Source organism: Bacillus sp. T17B1 (assembly GCF_026796395.1).
Classification (GTDB): domain Bacteria; phylum Bacillota; class Bacilli; order Bacillales; family Bacillaceae; genus Bacillus; species Bacillus spizizenii_A.
The window spans coordinates 59,180-78,462 of the sequence record NZ_JALAYA010000001.1 but is presented as its reverse complement, the minus strand read 5'-3'; the positions used below and the strand labels follow the sequence as shown (position 1 = coordinate 78,462).

The following is a 19,283-nucleotide window of genomic DNA, read 5'->3' as shown; positions in this document are numbered from 1 at the left end:
AAGGAGAACGGATAACTTGAAGAAACGTATTGCTCTATTGCCTGGAGACGGGATCGGCCCTGAAGTATTAGAATCAGCGACAGACGTACTGAAAAGTGTTGCCGAACGCTTTCATCATGAATTTGAATTTGAATATGGCCTGATTGGAGGGGCGGCGATTGATGAACATAACAACCCCCTCCCAGAGGAAACCATTGCCGCTTGTAAAAGTGCCGACGCTATATTGCTTGGCGCTGTCGGCGGACCGAAATGGGATCAAAATCCTTCGGAGCTGAGACCGGAAAAAGGTCTGCTCAGCATCAGAAAACAGCTTGATTTGTTTGCGAATCTTCGGCCTGTGAAGGTGTTTGAAAGCCTATCTGACGCATCACCTTTGAAAAAAGAATATATAGATAATGTTGATTTCGTTATCGTCCGTGAGCTGACAGGCGGCTTATATTTCGGCCAGCCGAGTAAACGCTATGTAAACACTGAAGGTGAGCAGGAAGCAGTAGACACACTGTTTTATAAGCGGACGGAAATTGAACGCGTGATCAGAGAGGGCTTTAAAATGGCGGCAGCCAGAAAAGGCAAGGTAACCTCTGTTGACAAAGCGAACGTTCTTGAATCAAGCAGACTGTGGCGTGAAGTGGCTGAGGACGTTGCACAAGACTTTCCTGATGTGAAGCTGGAGCACATGCTTGTGGATAACGCGGCTATGCAGCTGATTTATGCACCGAATCAATTTGATGTCGTGGTGACTGAAAACATGTTCGGTGATATCTTAAGCGACGAAGCGTCCATGCTTACAGGCTCACTCGGAATGCTCCCGTCAGCAAGCCTATCAAGTTCAGGTCTTCATCTGTTTGAGCCTGTTCATGGTTCCGCGCCCGACATAGCCGGTAAAGAGATGGCAAATCCGTTTGCGGCCATATTGTCAGCGGCAATGCTTTTGAGAACATCTTTCGGGCTTGAAGAGGAAGCGAAAGCTGTAGAAGATGCAGTTAACAAAGTCTTAACTTCCGGAGAAAGAACAAGAGACTTGGCGCGAGGCGAAGAGTTCAGCAGCACCCAGGCCATTACAGAGGAAGTCAAGGCAGCAATAATGAGCGAAAATACAATTTCTAATATGTGACAGCTTACGTAAGCTGTCTTAGTTCATAGGTAGAGGGAGGAAATAAAAGATGATGCCTCGAACAATCATCGAAAAGATTTGGGATCAGCATATTGTAAAACATGGTGAGGGAAAACCGGATCTTCTCTATATTGATTTGCATCTTATTCATGAGGTGACGTCTCCTCAGGCATTTGAAGGGTTGAGACAAAAGGGTAGAAAGGTCAGAAGACCCCAGAACACGTTTGCGACAATGGACCACAACATCCCGACCGTCAATCGTTTTGAGATAAAGGATGAAGTGGCGAAACGCCAAGTGACGGCGCTTGAACGAAACTGTGAAGAATTTGGCGTACGCCTTGCCGATCTTCACAGTGTGGATCAAGGGATTGTCCATGTCGTCGGTCCTGAACTGGGCTTAACGCTTCCAGGGAAAACGATTGTATGCGGCGACAGCCATACTTCAACCCATGGCGCATTCGGCGCTCTTGCATTCGGAATCGGGACGAGTGAAGTTGAACATGTCCTTTCCACACAGACACTTTGGCAGCAACGTCCGAAAACACTTGAAGTGCGAGTAGACGGAACACTTCAAAAAGGGGTAACGGCAAAGGATGTCATTCTTGCTGTCATCGGCAAATACGGGGTGAAATTTGGCACTGGCTACGTCATTGAATACACTGGGGAAGTATTCAGAAATATGACGATGGATGAACGAATGACCGTTTGTAACATGTCAATTGAAGCAGGGGCAAGAGCTGGTTTGATTGCACCTGACGAGGTGACATTTGAATATTGCAAAAACCGCAAGTATACGCCAAAAGGTGAAGTATTTGACAAGGCTGTAGAGGAATGGAAGGCGCTGCGCACAGATCCGGGCGCTGTTTACGATAAATCTATCGTCCTTGACGGCAACGAAATTTCTCCAATGGTGACATGGGGCATCAACCCGGGAATGGTTCTTCCTGTCGATTCAGAAGTTCCTGCGCCGGAAAGTTTTTCCGCAGAAGATGACAAAAAAGAAGCGATTCGAGCTTATGAATATATGGGATTGACCCCTTATCAGAAAATTGAAGACATTAAAGTGGAGCATGTATTTATCGGTTCCTGCACAAATTCCCGCATGACTGACCTTCGCCAAGCTGCTGATATGATTAAAGGAAAGAAGGTGGCTGATAGCGTAAGAGCCATTGTCGTTCCGGGATCTCAAAGCGTGAAGCTTCAGGCTGAAAAAGAAGGGCTTGACCAGATCTTTTTGGAAGCTGGATTTGAATGGAGAGAGTCAGGCTGCAGCATGTGTTTGAGCATGAATAATGATGTTGTTCCTGAGGGAGAGCGCTGTGCGTCAACCTCTAACCGCAACTTCGAGGGCAGACAAGGGAAAGGTGCAAGAACACATCTCGTCAGCCCGGCAATGGCTGCGATGGCTGCCATTCACGGACACTTCGTTGATGTCAGAAAGTTTTATCAGGAAAAAACAGTTGTGTAAGGAGTGCGCGAGATGGAACCTTTGAAAACACATACGGGGAAAGCAGCCGTATTAAATCGAATCAATGTTGACACAGACCAGATTATTCCTAAACAATTTTTAAAGAGGATTGAAAGAACAGGCTACGGCCGTTTTGCATTCTTTGACTGGAGATATGATGAGAAAGGTGAACCGAACCCTGAATTTGAATTGAACCAGCCTGCTTATCAAGGCGCTTCCATTTTAATAGCCGGAGAAAATTTCGGCTGCGGGTCATCGCGTGAACACGCTCCGTGGGCGCTTGATGATTATGGGTTTAAAATTATCATTGCACCATCATTTGCTGATATTTTCCATCAAAACTGCTTTAAAAACGGTATGCTGCCAATTCGCATGCCATATGACAATTGGAAAAAGCTTGTCGGCCAGTATGAAAACCAGTCCTTGCAAATGACTGTTGACCTTGAAAATCAGCTAATTCATGATAGTGAAGGCAATCAAATTTCATTCGAAGTTGATCCGCATTGGAAAGAGATGCTCATCAACGGCTATGATGAAATTTCGTTAACGCTTTTGCTTGAAGATGAAATCAAGCAATTTGAATCACAAAGAAGCTCTTGGCTTCAAGCCTAAAAAGCAGCCGGCATTTGTCCGGCGGCTTTTTTTGCCTGGTGAAACCTTTCATTTCTTGTGTTTGTTCACAGGTGTTGATACACTTGAACAAAATAAATGCCTGAAAGGAATATAGGTATGACGCATGACAAGAAGAACGCAAAAATTATTCCTTTTCCTCATCTGAAAGACCGTCTTGTGGAAAAAGGGATGGCATCACTAAAGGAAAAAAAGTATCAAGAAGCACTTGAGCTGTTTTCGGAGGCGATGAAATATGATGATACTGAATCCGATCTTCACTTAGGGATGGCCATCTGCTTTTTAGAGCTGGGCGAGTTGGAAGAGGCAAAAAGCGTATGCGAGAAGATGCTAAAAGAAGGCTATGGCCATTATTTTACGGTTTTGCAGGTGTACATGACCATTCTCGTTCAACTCAAAAAATACGAAGAAGTCAAAAGTACCATTGAAGCCGTTTTGGAAGAAAATCAGCTTCCTCCGGAAAGTGCCGAGCAATTTTATAAACTGCTTGATTTCAGCCGGAAAATGACCGATCCGGAACGTGAGGGCGAGGCTTGGGCCGAGGAATATGAGGATACAATTGATACGGAGAAAGTGCTGGCAAGCCCTGAGGAGCAAATGAATTTAATTCATTCCCTAAAAGACCGCAATATAGCGAAATATACAGGCCTGCTCAAAACAATTCTTCAAGACCCCTCAGCTCACCCGATTATCAAAACGATGATTGTTATGCTATTGGCTGAGCACGAGTACAGCAAACCCGTGCACATTACGAAATTTGGCGAGTCTTTGACTATTGAACCGTCTGAGACTGTCCCGCCTGATGCCGCTCCGATTTTACACCGTGTTCTCCGTGTACTGGATGAGACACTTGGAAATGAAAATCCAACATTATATGCGGCAGTAGAAGAATTGTGGAGGAGACATTTGTACGTTTTATATCCGTTTCAGCCGAAATTGCTGTCGGCCGATCTTTGGGCGGCTGCCCTGCATAAAGTCGGTTACGAGATGCACGGAATTGAAATTGAAAAGGAAGAACTTCATATGATGTATGAGTTTATAGACAGAGAACTCGATGAAGCGTGCACAATGATAAAAGATATTGAAGAAATTTCTTATTTGTAAATCGCGCCATATAGTTGAAAGCGCTATGTGTTATGTTATAATATAATGGTTGTATTTGTGTATAACGGGTTATGAGAAATACGGTTGGACAGGCTTTGCAGTTCATTATTAACATCTATACATAATGATTCTGATCTTTGGCAGCTTTGTTTTTGTTGGACGAAGCCGAATGATTGCTTTAGAATGGAAGACCGACACAACCTGAATAGATTTTTGGAGGGAAACACATGTCTGTAAAATGGGAAAAACAAGAAGGCAACGAAGGCGTTTTAACGGTTGAAGTTGATGCTGAAACGTTTAAAACAGCACTTGATGATGCATTTAAAAAAGTAGTAAAACAAGTTTCAATTCCTGGATTCCGTAAAGGTAAAATTCCTCGCGGATTATTCGAACAGCGCTTTGGCGTAGAAGCTCTTTACCAAGATGCTTTGGATATTCTTCTTCCTGTAGAATACCCTAAAGCGGTTGAAGAAGCTGGAATCGAGCCTGTAGACCGTCCTGAAATCGATGTTGAAAAAATCGAAAAAGGCGAAAGCTTAATCTTCACTGCGAAAGTAACAGTAAAACCTGAAGTGAAGCTTGGCGACTACAAAGGCCTAGGCGTTGAAAAAGACGACACAGCTGTAACTGACGAAGATGTTCAAAACGAACTCAAAGCACTTCAAGAACGTCAAGCTGAGCTTGTAGTAAAAGAAGAAGGCGCTGTTGAAGAAGGAAACACAGTTGTTCTTGATTTCGAAGGATTTGTTGACGGTGAAGCATTCGAAGGCGGAAAAGCTGAGAACTACTCTTTAGAAGTAGGTTCTGGTTCATTCATCCCTGGCTTCGAAGATCAGTTAGTCGGCCTTGAAGCAGGTGCTGAGAAGGATGTTGAAGTGACATTCCCCGAAGAGTATCACGCTGAAGAGCTTGCAGGCAAACCGGCTGTGTTCAAAGTGAAAATTCACGAAATCAAAGCGAAAGAGCTTCCTGAGCTTGACGATGAATTCGCAAAAGATATCGATGAAGAAGTGGAAACACTTGCTGAACTAACTGAAAAAACAAAGAAACGTTTAGAAGAAGCAAAAGAAAACGAAGCTGACGCTAAATTGCGTGAAGAGCTTGTTCTGAAAGCTTCTGAAAATGCTGAAATCGATGTGCCTCAAGCAATGGTTGACACTGAGCTTGACCGCATGCTGAAAGAATTCGAACAGCGTCTGCAAATGCAAGGCATGAACCTTGAGCTTTACACTCAATTCTCAGGCCAAGATGAAGCTGCGTTAAAAGAGCAAATGAAAGAAGATGCTGAAAAACGCGTGAAATCTAACCTGACTCTTGAAGCGATTGCGAAAGCGGAAAACCTTGAAGTATCAGATGAGGAAGTTGAAGCTGAGCTTACTAAAATGGCTGAAGCGTACAACATGCCTGTTGAAAATATTAAACAAGCCATCGGTTCTACTGACGCGATGAAAGAAGATTTAAAAGTTCGCAAAGCAATTGATTTTCTTGTAGAAAACCGTTAATATGGTGCATAATAATAGTAATAATAAAACAGGGCGCGAATGATTCGTGCCTTGTTTTGTACAATTATGATTTATCTCTTTTTCTTGGGGCAAGATAGTTAATGCAGGGCTGTTTTTTGTCATACATATAGAATGTGCAAGTCAGAAACACATTGTTACCGTCTTTTTGGAAAGTATGGTAAAATGCAATACATACTCGTTCGTTTCAAGAATCATTTTCTTTTGCTCTGCCGGTAAAAGAAAAAGTGAGACAAGATTAAGGGGTGAAAGAATGTTTAAATTTAACGAGGAAAAAGGACAGTTAAAATGCTCGTTCTGTGGAAAAACACAAGATCAGGTTCGTAAGCTTGTAGCTGGACCTGGTGTATATATATGTGACGAATGTATCGAACTCTGCACTGAAATTGTAGAGGAAGAACTCGGAACAGAAGAAGAAGTAGAATTTAAAGACGTACCGAAGCCTCAGGAAATCCGCGAAATTCTGAATGAATATGTCATCGGCCAGGATCAAGCGAAGAAATCACTCGCTGTTGCTGTGTATAACCACTATAAGCGCATTAACTCCAACAGCAAGGTTGATGATGTTGAGCTTTCGAAAAGTAATATTTCATTAATCGGCCCTACAGGAAGCGGTAAAACCCTTCTAGCTCAAACATTGGCTCGTATCTTAAATGTGCCGTTTGCGATAGCAGACGCTACGTCTTTGACTGAAGCTGGATACGTGGGTGAAGATGTAGAGAATATTCTCTTGAAGCTCATTCAAGCTGCTGATTATGATGTGGAAAAAGCAGAAAAAGGCATTATCTATATCGATGAAATCGATAAAGTGGCAAGAAAATCAGAAAACCCGTCCATTACACGTGACGTGTCAGGTGAAGGTGTACAGCAGGCATTGCTTAAAATTCTTGAGGGTACAGTGGCAAGCGTGCCGCCTCAAGGAGGACGTAAGCATCCTCATCAAGAATTCATTCAAATTGACACAACAAATATTTTGTTCATTTGCGGCGGTGCTTTCGATGGTATCGAACAAATCATCAAACGCCGTTTAGGCCAAAAAGTGATTGGATTCGGTGGAGACAATAAAGCTGCTGATCTTGAGAAAGAAGATCTTCTTTCAAAAGTGCTTCCTGAAGACTTGCTCCGCTTCGGGTTAATTCCTGAATTTATCGGACGTCTTCCGGTTATTGCAAGTCTTGAAAAGCTCGATGAAGAAGCGTTGGTTGCGATTTTAACAAAACCGAAAAATGCTCTTGTTAAGCAATTCAAGAAAATGCTTGAGCTTGACAATGTAGAGCTTGAGTTTGAAGAAGAAGCGCTTTCTGAAATTGCTAAAAAAGCAATTGAACGCAAGACTGGAGCACGTGGACTCCGCTCTATCATTGAAGGTATCATGCTTGATGTGATGTTTGAGCTGCCTTCTCGTGATGACATTGAAAAATGTGTGATTACTGGGGCAACTGTGACACACGGAGAGCCACCTCGCCTCTTACTAAAAGACGGCACTGAGGTAAGCCAAGATAAAACATCTGCATAAAGATAAGGACGAAACCTCCTGAATGGTGACATTCAGGAGGTTTTTTTGTTATGCGAATCTCTTCCGGAAAAACGTTTATTCCCGCCTTCTGTGGGAGATACTAGCAATCAGAGGAATGAAGTGGATACATAAATTGTTTTTCAGGAGGGACCATCATGAGTTGGACAGGGATCGCGTTATTTATTCAGCTGTTTTTTGGGATCATCATTGGTTTGTATTTTTGGAATTTGCTTAAAAATCAAAGGACACAAAAGGTCACGATAGATAAGGAATCAAAGAAGGAAATGGAGCAGCTTCGGAAAATGCGCGCTATCAGCTTGTCCGAGCCATTATCTGAAAAGGTCCGCCCCAAAAGCTTTAAAGATATCGTCGGACAGGAAGATGGCATTAAAGCTCTAAAGGCGGCTTTATGCGGGCCGAATCCTCAGCATGTCATTGTCTATGGGCCTCCGGGTGTCGGGAAAACAGCTGCTGCACGCCTTGTGTTAGAAGAAGCAAAAAAACATAAACAATCTCCGTTTAAAGAGCAGGCTGTTTTTGTGGAACTTGATGCGACGACAGCACGTTTTGATGAAAGAGGGATTGCCGATCCGCTCATCGGCTCTGTCCATGACCCCATATACCAAGGAGCCGGAGCTATGGGGCAGGCGGGAATTCCGCAGCCGAAGCAGGGAGCTGTTACCCATGCCCACGGGGGTGTGCTGTTTATTGATGAAATAGGGGAACTGCATCCCATTCAAATGAATAAAATGCTGAAGGTCCTTGAGGACAGAAAAGTCTTTTTAGACAGTGCGTATTACAGTGAGGAAAACACACAAATCCCGAATCATATTCACGATATTTTTCAAAATGGGCTGCCGGCAGATTTTCGTCTGATTGGCGCGACGACAAGAATGCCGAATGAAATTCCGCCAGCTATCCGATCCCGCTGTTTAGAGGTGTTTTTCCGCGAGCTTGAAAAGGATGAGCTGAAAACAGTTGCTAAAACAGCAGCGGATAAAATTGAAAAAAACATTTCTGATGAGAGTCTGGACTTGCTGACCAGCTATACGCGGAACGGACGCGAAGCCGTTAACATGATTCAAATCGCTGCAGGAATGGCAGTGACGGAGAATCGGAAAGACATTACGATTGAAGATATTGAATGGGTTATCCATTCCAGCCAGCTTACTCCGAAGCACGAGCAGAAAATCGGAGCCGAACCGCAAGTCGGCATTGTAAATGGGCTTGCCGTATATGGACCTAACAGCGGATCGCTTCTGGAAATCGAGGTAAGTGTAACCGCGGCTCACGATAAAGGATCAATTAACATTACAGGAATAGCTGAGGAAGAAAGCATCGGAAGCCAATCAAAATCAATCCGGCGAAAAAGCATGGCGAAGGGTTCGGTTGAAAACGTGTTAACGGTGCTCCGGACAATGGGAATGAAACCGTCTGATTATGATATTCACATCAATTTTCCAGGTGGGATCCCGATTGACGGACCGTCGGCAGGCATCGCGATGGCAGCGGGAATTTTCTCGGCGATTCACAAAATCCCAATTGACAATACCGTTGCCATGACGGGCGAAATCAGCCTGAACGGTCTTGTAAAGCCCATTGGAGGCGTCATTCCGAAAATAAAAGCGGCCAAGCAGTCCGGTGCGAAAAAAGTGATTATCCCATATGAAAATCAGCAGGCGATCTTAAAGCAGATTGACGGAATCACGATTATTGCGGTGAAGACGTTCCAGGAAGTGCTTGATGAAATTTTAGTAAATCCGCCAACAGAACAAAAACCATTCCATATTGAAATCAATAAAGAATCCGTTTAACCCTATTTTTATAATAGGGTTTTTTTCATGAAGGACATCTTTTCCTTTTTCATATCAGAAAGAAAGGGTATACTACGAGGAGACTGTTTTATAGAAAATGGAACCATGCCGTTTATTGTACAAGGATGAAAAAGTTGTATTATAATGGTTCATACTAAAGTCACGGAGGTGTCAGTCACATGGCAGAAGAATTAAAACGCAGCATCCCGCTCCTCCCTTTAAGAGGTTTATTAGTGTACCCGACGATGGTTCTGCACTTAGATGTAGGACGTGACAAGTCGGTTCAGGCCCTTGAACAGGCAATGATGCATGACCATATGATATTTTTAGCCACTCAGCAGGATATTTCGATAGACGAACCAGGTGAAGACGAGATTTTTACTGTCGGCACTTATACAAAAATTAAGCAAATGCTGAAGCTTCCGAACGGTACGATTCGTGTGTTGGTTGAGGGCCTCAAGCGTGCCCAAATCGTCAAATACAATGAGCATGAGGATTACACGTCGGTCGACATTCAGCTGATTCATGAAGATGATTCAAAAGATACAGAAGACGAAGCATTGATGCGGACTTTGTTAGACCACTTTGATCAGTACATAAAAATTTCTAAAAAAATCTCGGCTGAAACGTATGCTGCGGTTACTGATATCGAAGAGCCAGGGAGAATGGCAGACATCGTTGCTTCTCACCTGCCCCTTAAGTTAAAAGATAAGCAGGATATCTTAGAAACAGCTGACGTCAAAGACAGACTGAACAAGGTCATTGATTTTATCAATAATGAAAAAGAAGTGCTGGAGATCGAGAAAAAAATAGGACAGCGCGTCAAACGTTCGATGGAGCGTACGCAGAAGGAATATTACTTGCGTGAACAAATGAAGGCGATTCAAAAAGAGCTTGGCGATAAAGAAGGTAAAACAGGCGAAGTTCAGACACTCACGGAAAAAATTGAAGAAGCAGGCATGCCTGACCATGTAAAGGAAACCGCGCTTAAGGAATTGAACAGATACGAGAAAATTCCGTCAAGTTCTGCGGAAAGCTCTGTGATACGCAACTATATCGACTGGCTGATCGCTCTCCCGTGGACGGATGAGACAGATGATAAGCTTGATTTGAAAGAGGCAGGCCGTCTCTTAAATGACGAGCATCACGGACTTGAAAAAGTGAAAGAACGTATCTTAGAATATTTGGCTGTCCAAAAGCTGACAAAATCCCTGAAAGGCCCGATCCTCTGCTTGGCAGGACCTCCAGGTGTCGGAAAAACGTCTTTAGCTAAATCAATTGCAAAAAGTATGGGCCGGGAATTCGTCAGAATCTCACTCGGCGGAGTGCGAGACGAATCAGAGATCCGCGGACACAGACGGACCTATGTTGGAGCAATGCCTGGACGCATTATTCAAGGGATGAAAAAAGCCGGCAAGCTGAATCCTGTCTTCTTATTAGATGAAATTGATAAAATGTCATCCGATTTCAGAGGCGACCCGTCATCTGCGATGCTTGAAGTGCTCGATCCAGAGCAAAATAGCACCTTCAGTGATCACTATATTGAAGAAACCTTTGATTTATCAAAAGTGCTGTTTATTGCAACGGCTAACAATTTGGCCACAATCCCGGGTCCGCTCAGAGACAGAATGGAAATTATTAATATTGCGGGGTACACAGAAGTAGAAAAACTCGAAATTGTGAAAGACCACCTGCTTCCTAAGCAGATCAAGGAGCACGGGCTGAAGAAAAGCAACCTGCAGCTGCGTGACCAGGCGATTCTTGATATTATCCGCTACTATACCAGAGAAGCGGGTGTGAGAAGCCTTGAACGCCAGCTTGCGGCGATTTGCCGTAAGGCTGCAAGAGCCATTGTTGCTGAAGAGCGAAAACGGATTACGGTCACTGAGAAGAATCTTCAGGACTTTATCGGAAAACGCATTTTCAGGTACGGACAAGCTGAAACAGAAGATCAAGTTGGTGTAGTTACAGGGCTAGCCTATACAACCGTCGGCGGAGATACGCTGTCGATTGAAGTATCGCTTTCTCCGGGGAAAGGGAAATTGATCCTGACAGGAAAGCTTGGAGATGTCATGAGAGAGTCAGCTCAGGCTGCTTTTAGCTATGTGCGTTCAAAAACAGAAGAACTTGGCATTGAACCTGACTTTCATGAGAAGTATGATATTCATATACATGTACCTGAGGGTGCGGTGCCTAAAGATGGTCCGTCAGCCGGTATTACGATGGCGACAGCGCTTGTTTCTGCTTTAACGGGACGTGCCGTTTCGCGTGAAGTCGGCATGACTGGGGAAATTACGCTTCGCGGGCGCGTGCTGCCGATAGGCGGCTTGAAGGAAAAAGCGCTTGGCGCACATAGAGCGGGATTAACGACCATTATTGCGCCTAAAGAGAATGAAAAAGATATAGAGGATATTCCTGAAAGCGTCAGAGAGGGGCTCACATTTATATTGGCGTCCCACTTAGACGAAGTTTTGGAACATGCCTTAGTAGGAGAGAAAAAATGAAAGTCACAAAGTCAGAAATCGTGATCAGTGCAGTTAAGCCGGAACAATATCCTGAGGGCAGGCTTCCGGAAATTGCACTGGCCGGAAGATCGAACGTGGGAAAATCGTCTTTTATCAATTCATTAATCAATCGCAAAAATCTTGCGAGAACATCATCTAAACCGGGAAAAACACAAACACTCAATTTCTACATTATCAATGATGAGCTGCATTTTGTGGATGTGCCGGGTTACGGCTTTGCCAAAGTGTCAAAATCCGAGCGTGAAGCTTGGGGCAGAATGATTGAAACCTACATCACGACACGCCAGGAATTGAAGGCAGTGGTACAGATCGTTGATTTGCGGCATGCGCCGTCTAATGATGATGTGCAGATGTATGAATTCTTAAAGTATTATGGCATTCCTGTTATTATTATCGCTACAAAGGCAGATAAGATCCCGAAAGGAAAGTGGGACAAACACGCGAAGGTTGTCCGACAGACTCTAAATATTGATCCGGAAGACGAGCTGATTCTCTTCTCCTCAGAAACGAAAAAGGGGAAAGACGAAGCTTGGGGAGCGATCAAAAAAATGATAAACCGGTAGAGAAAACTCTCTGCCGGTTTTATTTATCGTATAGATTTTTTCCGTTTTATCAATAATAACAATAAACTGATTCCAATAAAGACAAACGGCCAATACTCTTTAAGAAGCGCTGTCGGAATATGCGCAGATTCTAGCCATGCCATAATTTGTTTGAAAAAGTGTAAAAACAGGGAAAAACAAATCATCGATAAAGCTTCATATACATATTCTTTTTTCTGTACGGTTAACACCAAAAGCGAGAAGCCGATTATAAATACGAGCATTTCAAAATCATCCGGCCACCATGGCCATTTCGGCTTGGCGAAAAAGTGCAAGCCGATCCCGAAAAGAACCGAACCGATAAAGAAGTGTGGTGTAACGGCTTCTTTTTTCCCTTGATACACAAAGGCTGCGCCTAACAGCATGAGGAGAACAGGCCATTGATCCTGCCCTGAAAACAGTTCGGCTTGGCCGCTTTCAAGCCATGCATATACAGAAGCAGCAAGCAGCAGACAAGGGAATAAAATTGATTTTTGTTTCATGCATATCACCTTCTTGTTTTTTAGAGCTGATGTGTAGTAAATTTCTGCTGTTTTTGGTATTGTCAATAGGAATGCTTCTATTCTGAGAAGCTTTTTCTAATATAGCATAGGAATTTTAAAATCTGTTCACAATTTGGGAAAGAAACTATGTTATAATTATTATAAATAATGAGTTCTATGTTAGAATGATTATAAATAAAGATTGGGTGTTGGGGGTGTAATTAAGGCGATGCATATACTTGTTGTGGGAGTAGATTATAAATCCGCCCCTATTGAGATACGTGAAAAAGTAAGTTTTCAGCCGAATGAGCTGGCAGAAGCGATGGTGCAGCTGAAGGAAGAGAAAAGCATTCTTGAAAACATCATCGTTTCCACATGCAATCGCACTGAAATTTATGCGGTAGTCGATCAGCTCCATACAGGCCGTTATTATATAAAGAAGTTTTTAGCTGATTGGTTTCAATTAAGCAAAGAAGAACTGTCGCCGTTTTTAACATTTTACGAAAGCGATGCGGCTGTTGAGCATTTATTCCGTGTAGCCTGCGGACTTGATTCTATGGTGATTGGTGAAACCCAGATTCTCGGCCAGGTGCGCGACAGCTTTAAAACAGCTCAGCAAGAAAATACGATCGGGACTATTTTTAATGAGCTGTTTAAGCAGGCCGTTACAGTGGGCAAACGGACTCATGCTGAAACAGACATTGGCTCAAATGCAGTGTCAGTAAGCTATGCAGCAGTTGAACTTGCTAAAAAAATCTTCGGAAATCTTTCAAGCAAGCACATATTGATTCTCGGTGCGGGAAAAATGGGCGAGCTTGCTGCGGAAAACCTGCATGGACAGGGAATCGGCAAGGTCACTGTCATTAACCGAACATACTTGAAAGCGAAGGAGCTTGCAGACCGTTTCTCTGGTGAAGCGAGAAGCTTAAATCAGCTTGAAAGCGCGCTTGCGGAGGCTGATATCCTAATCAGTTCAACCGGTGCAAGTGATTTTGTCGTGTCCAAAGAGATGATGGAAAACGCGAATAAGCTTCGCAAGGGACGTCCGCTGTTTATGGTGGACATTGCCGTGCCTAGAGACCTTGATCCTGCGCTGAATGATCTTGAAGGTGTTTTCCTTTATGATATCGACGATCTCGAAGGCATTGTAGAAGCGAACATGAAAGAGCGGAGAGAAACCGCTGAAAAAGTTGAACTGTTAATTGAAGAAACCATTGTGGAGTTCAAACAATGGCTGAATACACTTGGTGTTGTGCCGGTTATTTCCGCATTGCGCGAAAAGGCGCTTGCGATCCAGTCAGAAACGATGGACAGCATCGAGCGGAAGCTGCCTCACTTAAGCACAAGAGAGAAAAAACTGTTAAACAAACACACCAAAAGTATCATTAATCAAATGCTGCGTGATCCGATCTTAAAGGTGAAAGAGCTTGCGGCAGACGCTGATTCTGAAGAAAAGCTGGCCTTGTTTATGCAGATTTTTGATATTGAAGAAGCGGCTGGCCGTCAAATGATGAAAACTGTTGAAAGCAGCCAAAAGGTCCATTCTTTTAAGAAGGCTGAATCAAAATCGGGCTTTGCCCCACTTGTAAGTGAGTGAATGCTGAATGATTGATACTGCAATGGCAAGACTTAATGAGGGAACAATCGTCATTTATGCATTAAGTGTACTCTTTTATTTTATAGATTTTCTTCAACACAACCGGAAGGCTGGAAAAATGGCCTTCTGGTTGCTTTCTATTGTCTGGACTCTGCAAACCGTGTATTTGGCCTATTTTATGTGGGTGACGGGGCGGTTTCCGGTATTAAATGTGACGGAGGCGCTTTATTTTTATGCCTGGGTGCTTGTCACGCTGTCACTTGTCCTGACAAAGCTTTTACGAGTTGACTTTATTGTGTTTTTTACAAATGTAATAGGGTTTTCTATGATCGCCATTCATACATTTTCACCGACAGAGCAGCAGTCTGCCGCTTTTTCCGGGCAGCTTGTATCTGAGCTTTTGGTGATTCATATTACAATGGCGATTCTTTCATACGGCGCTTTTTCCCTTTCTTTTGTTTTTTCTGTCCTGTATATTTTTCAATATCATTTGCTGAAAAAGAAAAAGTGGGGTAAATGGCTGTTGAGAATTGAAGATTTGTCTAAGCTTGATTATATGGCATACGTTCTGAATGTCATCGGAGTCCCGATGCTGTTGCTGAGTTTGATTCTCGGCGTCATTTGGGCGTATGTCTCACTAGAAACGCTGTATTGGTTCGACGCCAAAGTGCTTGGTTCGTTTGTCGTCTTGCTGCTGTACAGCTATTATCTTTATATCAGGCTGATTAAAGAGCTGCAAGGAAAGGTCGCAGCATTGTGGAATACGGCTTGTTTTCTCGTGCTGATGATCAATTATTTCCTGCTTGGAAGCCTGTCGCAATTTCATTGGTTTAGTTAAATGATGTCCCAAGCAGATTCGGGAGGAAAGAAAACGATGAGAACAATAAAAGTAGGTTCCAGACGGAGCAAACTCGCTATGACTCAAACAAAATGGGTGATTCAAAAACTGAAGGAAATCAATCCTTCATTTGCCTTTGAAATCAAAGAAATCGTGACAAAGGGAGACCGGATCGTCGATGTTACGCTCTCAAAAGTGGGTGGAAAAGGGCTGTTTGTCAAAGAGATTGAACAAGCGCTTTTGAACGAAGACATTGATATGGCGGTGCACAGCATGAAGGATATGCCTGCTGTTTTGCCTGAAGGCCTTGTGATCGGCTGTATTCCTGAACGAGAAGACCCACGTGATGCCCTTATTTCAAAGAATCGCGTAAAGCTTTCAGAAATGAAGGAAGGCGCTGTCATCGGCACAAGCAGTTTAAGAAGAAGTGCACAGCTTTTGATTGAGCGCCCTGACATTACAATTAAATGGATTAGAGGTAATATAGATACGAGGCTTCAAAAGCTGGAAACTGAGGATTATGACGCGATTATTTTAGCTGCTGCCGGCCTTTCGAGAATGGGCTGGAAGCAAGATGTAGTAACCGAATTCCTAGAGCCTGAGCGCTGTTTGCCTGCTGTGGGCCAAGGAGCACTGGCGATTGAATGCAGAGAATCGGATGAGGAGCTAATGGCGTTGTTTTCTCAGTTTACGGATGAGTATACAAAACGGACTGTGCTGGCGGAACGTGCTTATTTAAACGCGATGGAGGGCGGATGCCAGGTTCCGATCGCAGGCTACTCAGTGTTAAACGAACAGGATGAAATTGAATTGACAGGGCTTGTCACTTCTCCTGACGGCAAGATCATTTTTAAAGAAACTGTCACCGGAAACGATCCGGAGGAAGTCGGAAAACGCTGTGCCGCTCTTATGACTGACAAAGGAGCCAAAGAATTAATTGATCGTGTCAAACGGGAGCTTGATGAGGATGGAAAATGATTTTCCGCTGAAAGGAAAAACAGTGCTTGTCACCCGGAATAAGGCGCAGGCAAAATCGTTTCAGCAAAAAGTGGAGGCCCTTGGCGGAAAAGCGGTTTTGACCTCTTTGATTACGTTTCGCCGCGCTTTGGCGAATGATCTTGCAAAACAGGTGAAAGAGGATCTTGCCGCGCCCGGCTGGCTTGTTTTTACAAGTGTGAACGGAGTAGACTTCTTTTTTTCTTATCTAAAGGAAAATCAGCTCATTTTTCCAGCGCATAAAAAAGTTGCGGCTGTCGGTGAAAAAACGGCTCGCCGTTTGGAAACGTATAACGTATCGGTTGATGTGATGCCTAAGGACTATATTGCTGAAAAGTTGGCAGAGGCTCTTAAGCAGCATGCTGAACCGGCGGAACGAATTAGCGTGGTTAAAGGCAATTTGTCGCGTGATGTGATAAAACAAGAGCTTGTACCGCTCGGTTTTGAAGTGAAGGAATGGGTTGTCTACGAAACGATTCCGGATGAAGAAGGCATCGAGGCACTGATAGAGGCCGCGAGTCAATATTCATTTGATTATGTGACATTTACGAGTTCATCAACCGTACATACGTTTATGCATGTCTTGGGAGAAGAATTGAAAAAGTGGCAGGCGAACAGAGCGGCATGTATCAGCATCGGACCTTTAACAAGGGACGCTCTGCTGGCTTATGACATTACATCGCATATGCCTCATACATTTACAATAGATGGCATGCTTGACTTAATGTGCAGCATGTCAAGAGAGGAAGAGAGAATATGAGTCAATCTTTTAACAGACACCGCCGTCTGCGGTCATCAAAAGCAATGAGAGAGATGGTAAAGGAAACGCGTTTGCACCCATCTGATTTTATATATCCGATTTTTGTCGTTGAAGGGCTGGAAGGCAAAAAAGCTGTTCCGTCAATGCCTGATGTTTACCATGTATCATTAGATCTATTGAAGGATGAAGTGGCAGAGCTGGTTAAACTGGGCATTCAATCTGTCATCGTGTTTGGCATCCCGGAAGAAAAAGATGATTGCGGAACGCAAGCGTATCATGATCACGGCATCGTTCAAAAAGCCATCACAGAAATAAAAAAACACTTCCCTGAGATGGTTGTTGTCGCTGATACGTGCCTATGCGAATATACAGATCACGGCCATTGCGGACTAGTCAAAGACGGCGTCATCCTCAATGATGAATCGCTGGAGCTTTTAGCGCAGACAGCTGTCAGCCAAGCGAAAGCAGGTGCCGATGTCATTGCACCTTCAAACATGATGGACGGATTTGTTACAGTGATCAGAAAAGCGCTTGATAAAGAAGGGTTCGTCAATATTCCAATCATGTCTTACGCTGTGAAATATTCAAGTGAGTTTTACGGTCCGTTCCGTGATGCAGCAAACAGCACGCCGCAATTCGGGGACCGCAAAACATATCAGATGGACCCTGCCAACCGTATGGAAGCACTCCGCGAAGCACAATCAGATGTCGAGGAAGGCGCGGACTTTTTGATTGTCAAACCTTCGCTTTCATATATGGATATCATGCGTGACGTAAAAAATGAGTTTGCTTTGCCGCTCGTCGCTTATAATGTAAGCGGAGAGTATTCAATGGTAAAGGCTGCAGCGCAGAACGGCTGGATCAAAGAAAAAGAAATTGTGTTAGAAATTTTGACAAGCATGAAGCGTGCAGGCGCCGACCTGATTATTACGTATCATGCAAAAGACGCAGCGAAATGGCTTGCAGAGTAATTATATTCAGTTGACAGGAGTTGAGGCAGATGAGAAGCTATGAAAAATCAAAAGCGGCTTTTAAAGAAGCGCAAAAACTCATGCCGGGCGGTGTAAACAGTCCCGTTCGCGCATTTAAATCGGTAGACATGGACCCGATTTTTATGGAGCGCGGAAAAGGCTCAAAAATCTTTGATATTGATGGGAATGAATATATTGACTACGTCTTGTCATGGGGACCTTTAATTTTAGGGCATACAAATGAACGCGTCGTAGAGAGCCTCAAAAAAGTGGCTGAATATGGGACAAGCTTCGGTGCTTCTACTGAAGTAGAAAATGAACTGGCAAAGCTTGTTATTGATCGTGTGCCATCTGTAGAAATTGTACGAATGGTCAGCTCCGGAACAGAGGCTACTATGAGTGCCCTCCGTTTGGCAAGAGGCTATACAGGCCGCAACAAGATTTTAAAATTTGAGGGCTGTTATCATGGGCACGGCGATTCCCTCTTGATTAAAGCGGGTTCAGGAGTGGCCACTCTCGGTCTGCCTGACAGCCCTGGTGTTCCTGAAGGCATTGCGAAAAACACGATTACCGTTCCGTACAATGATTTAGAAAGTGTAAAGCTTGCTTTCCAACAGTTCGGTGAAGACATTGCGGGAGTTATTGTAGAGCCGGTTGCCGGAAATATGGGAGTTGTCCCGCCGCAAGAAGGCTTCCTGCAAGGGCTGCGTGATATCACTGGGCAATACGGTTCCCTGCTGATTTTTGATGAAGTAATGACAGGCTTCCGGGTCGATTATAATTGTGCTCAAGGGTACTTCGGCGTAACACCTGATCTGACTTGTTTAGGAAAAGTGATCGGGGGCGGACTTCCTGTCGGTGCTTATGGCGGTAAGGCTGAAATCATGGAGCGGATCGCTCCGAGCGGTCCAATTTATCAGGCTGGCACATTGTCGGGCAACCCGCTTGCGATGACCGCTGGCTTAGAAACATTGAAGCAGCTGACACCTGAATCCTACAAGAATTTCATCAAAAAAGGCGACAGGCTGGAAGAAGGCATTTCAAAGGCCGCCGAGGCTCATGGCATTCCTCATACCTTTAACCGCGCAGGTTCAATGATCGGCTTCTTCTTTACAAACGAACCTGTCATCAATTATGAAACAGCCAAAGCATCTGATTTGAAGCTGTTTGCTAACTATTATAAAGGCATGGCAAATGAAGGTGTATTCCTTCCGCCATCTCAATTCGAAGGCCTTTTTCTTTCAACGGCCCACACTGAGGAAGATATTGAAAAAACAATTCAAGCAGCTGGAAAAGTATTTGCTGAGATCAGCCGCGGATAAGAGTAAAAACCGGTATCAAGGACA

Annotated in this window: 16 protein-coding genes; 15 read left to right on the top strand and 1 reads right to left on the bottom strand. The window is 43.9% G+C overall.

Annotated elements, in window-relative coordinates; genetic code table 11:
• The first annotated feature begins 16 nt into the window (after positions 1-16).
• From leuB to yihA, 9 genes are all read left to right on the top strand, one after another.
• A complete protein-coding gene (gene leuB, locus MOF34_RS00385; protein ID WP_268397866.1) occupies positions 17-1,114 on the top strand; it encodes a 3-isopropylmalate dehydrogenase in 1,098 nt (365 codons plus the stop codon).
• A 49-nt stretch (positions 1,115-1,163) separates the two neighbouring features.
• Complete coding sequence (gene leuC, locus MOF34_RS00380; RefSeq protein ID WP_268397863.1) at positions 1,164-2,582, top strand: 3-isopropylmalate dehydratase large subunit; 1,419 nt, start codon at positions 1,164-1,166, stop codon at positions 2,580-2,582.
• A gap of 12 nt (positions 2,583-2,594) precedes the next feature.
• Entirely contained in the window at positions 2,595-3,194 is a 600-nt protein-coding gene (leuD, locus tag MOF34_RS00375) for a 3-isopropylmalate dehydratase small subunit (protein WP_014114679.1), read from the top strand.
• A gap of 117 nt (positions 3,195-3,311) precedes the next feature.
• Positions 3,312-4,316: a DNA damage checkpoint antagonist DdcA gene (ddcA, locus tag MOF34_RS00370; RefSeq protein ID WP_268397858.1), complete on the top strand. Its 1,005-nt coding sequence runs from the start codon at positions 3,312-3,314 to the stop codon at positions 4,314-4,316.
• A 227-nt stretch (positions 4,317-4,543) separates the two neighbouring features.
• Entirely contained in the window at positions 4,544-5,818 is a 1,275-nt protein-coding gene (tig, locus tag MOF34_RS00365; RefSeq protein ID WP_268397855.1) for a trigger factor, read from the top strand.
• Positions 5,819-6,089: 271 nt separating this feature from the next.
• Positions 6,090-7,352, top strand: coding sequence for an ATP-dependent protease ATP-binding subunit ClpX (clpX, locus tag MOF34_RS00360; protein ID WP_003222561.1), 1,263 nt, complete (start codon positions 6,090-6,092; stop codon positions 7,350-7,352).
• Between the two features lie 155 nt (positions 7,353-7,507).
• Positions 7,508-9,166, top strand: coding sequence for an ATP-dependent protease LonB (lonB, locus tag MOF34_RS00355; RefSeq protein WP_268397851.1), 1,659 nt, complete (start codon positions 7,508-7,510; stop codon positions 9,164-9,166).
• Between the two features lie 179 nt (positions 9,167-9,345).
• Positions 9,346-11,670 (top strand): endopeptidase La, encoded by a 2,325-nt coding sequence (gene lon / locus MOF34_RS00350; RefSeq protein ID WP_019715277.1) that lies wholly within the window; start codon positions 9,346-9,348, stop codon positions 11,668-11,670.
• On the top strand, positions 11,667-12,254 hold the full coding sequence (yihA, locus tag MOF34_RS00345; protein ID WP_019715276.1) for a ribosome biogenesis GTP-binding protein YihA/YsxC: 588 nt from the start codon (positions 11,667-11,669) through the stop codon (positions 12,252-12,254). Before lon ends, yihA begins: the two co-directional genes overlap by 4 nt.
• Before the next feature lie 23 nt (positions 12,255-12,277).
• Here the strand turns inward: yihA and MOF34_RS00340 are convergent, their stop codons facing one another.
• Positions 12,278-12,775, bottom strand: a complete 498-nt coding sequence (locus tag MOF34_RS00340) for a hypothetical protein (RefSeq protein WP_268397847.1) — start codon at positions 12,773-12,775, stop codon at positions 12,278-12,280.
• Positions 12,776-13,004: 229 nt separating this feature from the next.
• On the opposite strand from MOF34_RS00340, the gene hemA reads away from it, so the two are divergent.
• From hemA to hemL, 6 genes are read left to right on the top strand one after another with little or no spacing between them, the layout of a single operon-like run.
• Positions 13,005-14,372 (top strand): glutamyl-tRNA reductase, encoded by a 1,368-nt coding sequence (gene hemA / locus MOF34_RS00335; RefSeq protein WP_268397844.1) that lies wholly within the window; start codon positions 13,005-13,007, stop codon positions 14,370-14,372.
• Positions 14,373-14,379: 7 nt separating this feature from the next.
• A complete protein-coding gene (locus MOF34_RS00330; protein WP_019715273.1) occupies positions 14,380-15,210 on the top strand; it encodes a cytochrome c biogenesis protein in 831 nt (276 codons plus the stop codon).
• Positions 15,211-15,246: 36 nt separating this feature from the next.
• Complete coding sequence (gene hemC, locus MOF34_RS00325; protein ID WP_019715272.1) at positions 15,247-16,188, top strand: hydroxymethylbilane synthase; 942 nt, start codon at positions 15,247-15,249, stop codon at positions 16,186-16,188.
• The gene (gene hemD, locus MOF34_RS00320) at positions 16,178-16,966 is read left to right on the top strand and encodes a uroporphyrinogen-III synthase (protein WP_268397841.1); all 789 of its coding nucleotides are present in this window, start codon (positions 16,178-16,180) and stop codon (positions 16,964-16,966) included. Before hemC ends, hemD begins: the two co-directional genes overlap by 11 nt.
• Complete coding sequence (gene hemB, locus MOF34_RS00315; protein ID WP_019715270.1) at positions 16,963-17,937, top strand: porphobilinogen synthase; 975 nt, start codon at positions 16,963-16,965, stop codon at positions 17,935-17,937. Before hemD ends, hemB begins: the two co-directional genes overlap by 4 nt.
• Positions 17,938-17,966: 29 nt before the next feature.
• On the top strand, positions 17,967-19,259 hold the full coding sequence (hemL, locus tag MOF34_RS00310) for a glutamate-1-semialdehyde 2,1-aminomutase (RefSeq protein WP_268397837.1): 1,293 nt from the start codon (positions 17,967-17,969) through the stop codon (positions 19,257-19,259).
• Positions 19,260-19,283: the final 24 nt, after the last annotated feature.

Coding starts and splice junctions, on each gene's coding strand:
- yihA (WP_019715276.1), top strand. CDS start 11,667: ATGAAAGTCACAAAGTCAGAAATCGTGATCAGTGCAGTTAAGCCGGAA.
- clpX (WP_003222561.1), top strand. CDS start 6,090: ATGTTTAAATTTAACGAGGAAAAAGGACAGTTAAAATGCTCGTTCTGT.
- hemA (WP_268397844.1), top strand. CDS start 13,005: ATGCATATACTTGTTGTGGGAGTAGATTATAAATCCGCCCCTATTGAG.
- ddcA (WP_268397858.1), top strand. CDS start 3,312: ATGACGCATGACAAGAAGAACGCAAAAATTATTCCTTTTCCTCATCTG.
- MOF34_RS00330 (WP_019715273.1), top strand. CDS start 14,380: ATGATTGATACTGCAATGGCAAGACTTAATGAGGGAACAATCGTCATT.
- lon (WP_019715277.1), top strand. CDS start 9,346: ATGGCAGAAGAATTAAAACGCAGCATCCCGCTCCTCCCTTTAAGAGGT.
- hemB (WP_019715270.1), top strand. CDS start 16,963: ATGAGTCAATCTTTTAACAGACACCGCCGTCTGCGGTCATCAAAAGCA.
- leuC (WP_268397863.1), top strand. CDS start 1,164: ATGATGCCTCGAACAATCATCGAAAAGATTTGGGATCAGCATATTGTA.
- MOF34_RS00340 (WP_268397847.1), bottom strand. CDS start 12,775: ATGAAACAAAAATCAATTTTATTCCCTTGTCTGCTGCTTGCTGCTTCT.
- hemD (WP_268397841.1), top strand. CDS start 16,178: ATGGAAAATGATTTTCCGCTGAAAGGAAAAACAGTGCTTGTCACCCGG.
- leuD (WP_014114679.1), top strand. CDS start 2,595: ATGGAACCTTTGAAAACACATACGGGGAAAGCAGCCGTATTAAATCGA.
- tig (WP_268397855.1), top strand. CDS start 4,544: ATGTCTGTAAAATGGGAAAAACAAGAAGGCAACGAAGGCGTTTTAACG.
- lonB (WP_268397851.1), top strand. CDS start 7,508: ATGAGTTGGACAGGGATCGCGTTATTTATTCAGCTGTTTTTTGGGATC.
- hemL (WP_268397837.1), top strand. CDS start 17,967: ATGAGAAGCTATGAAAAATCAAAAGCGGCTTTTAAAGAAGCGCAAAAA.
- hemC (WP_019715272.1), top strand. CDS start 15,247: ATGAGAACAATAAAAGTAGGTTCCAGACGGAGCAAACTCGCTATGACT.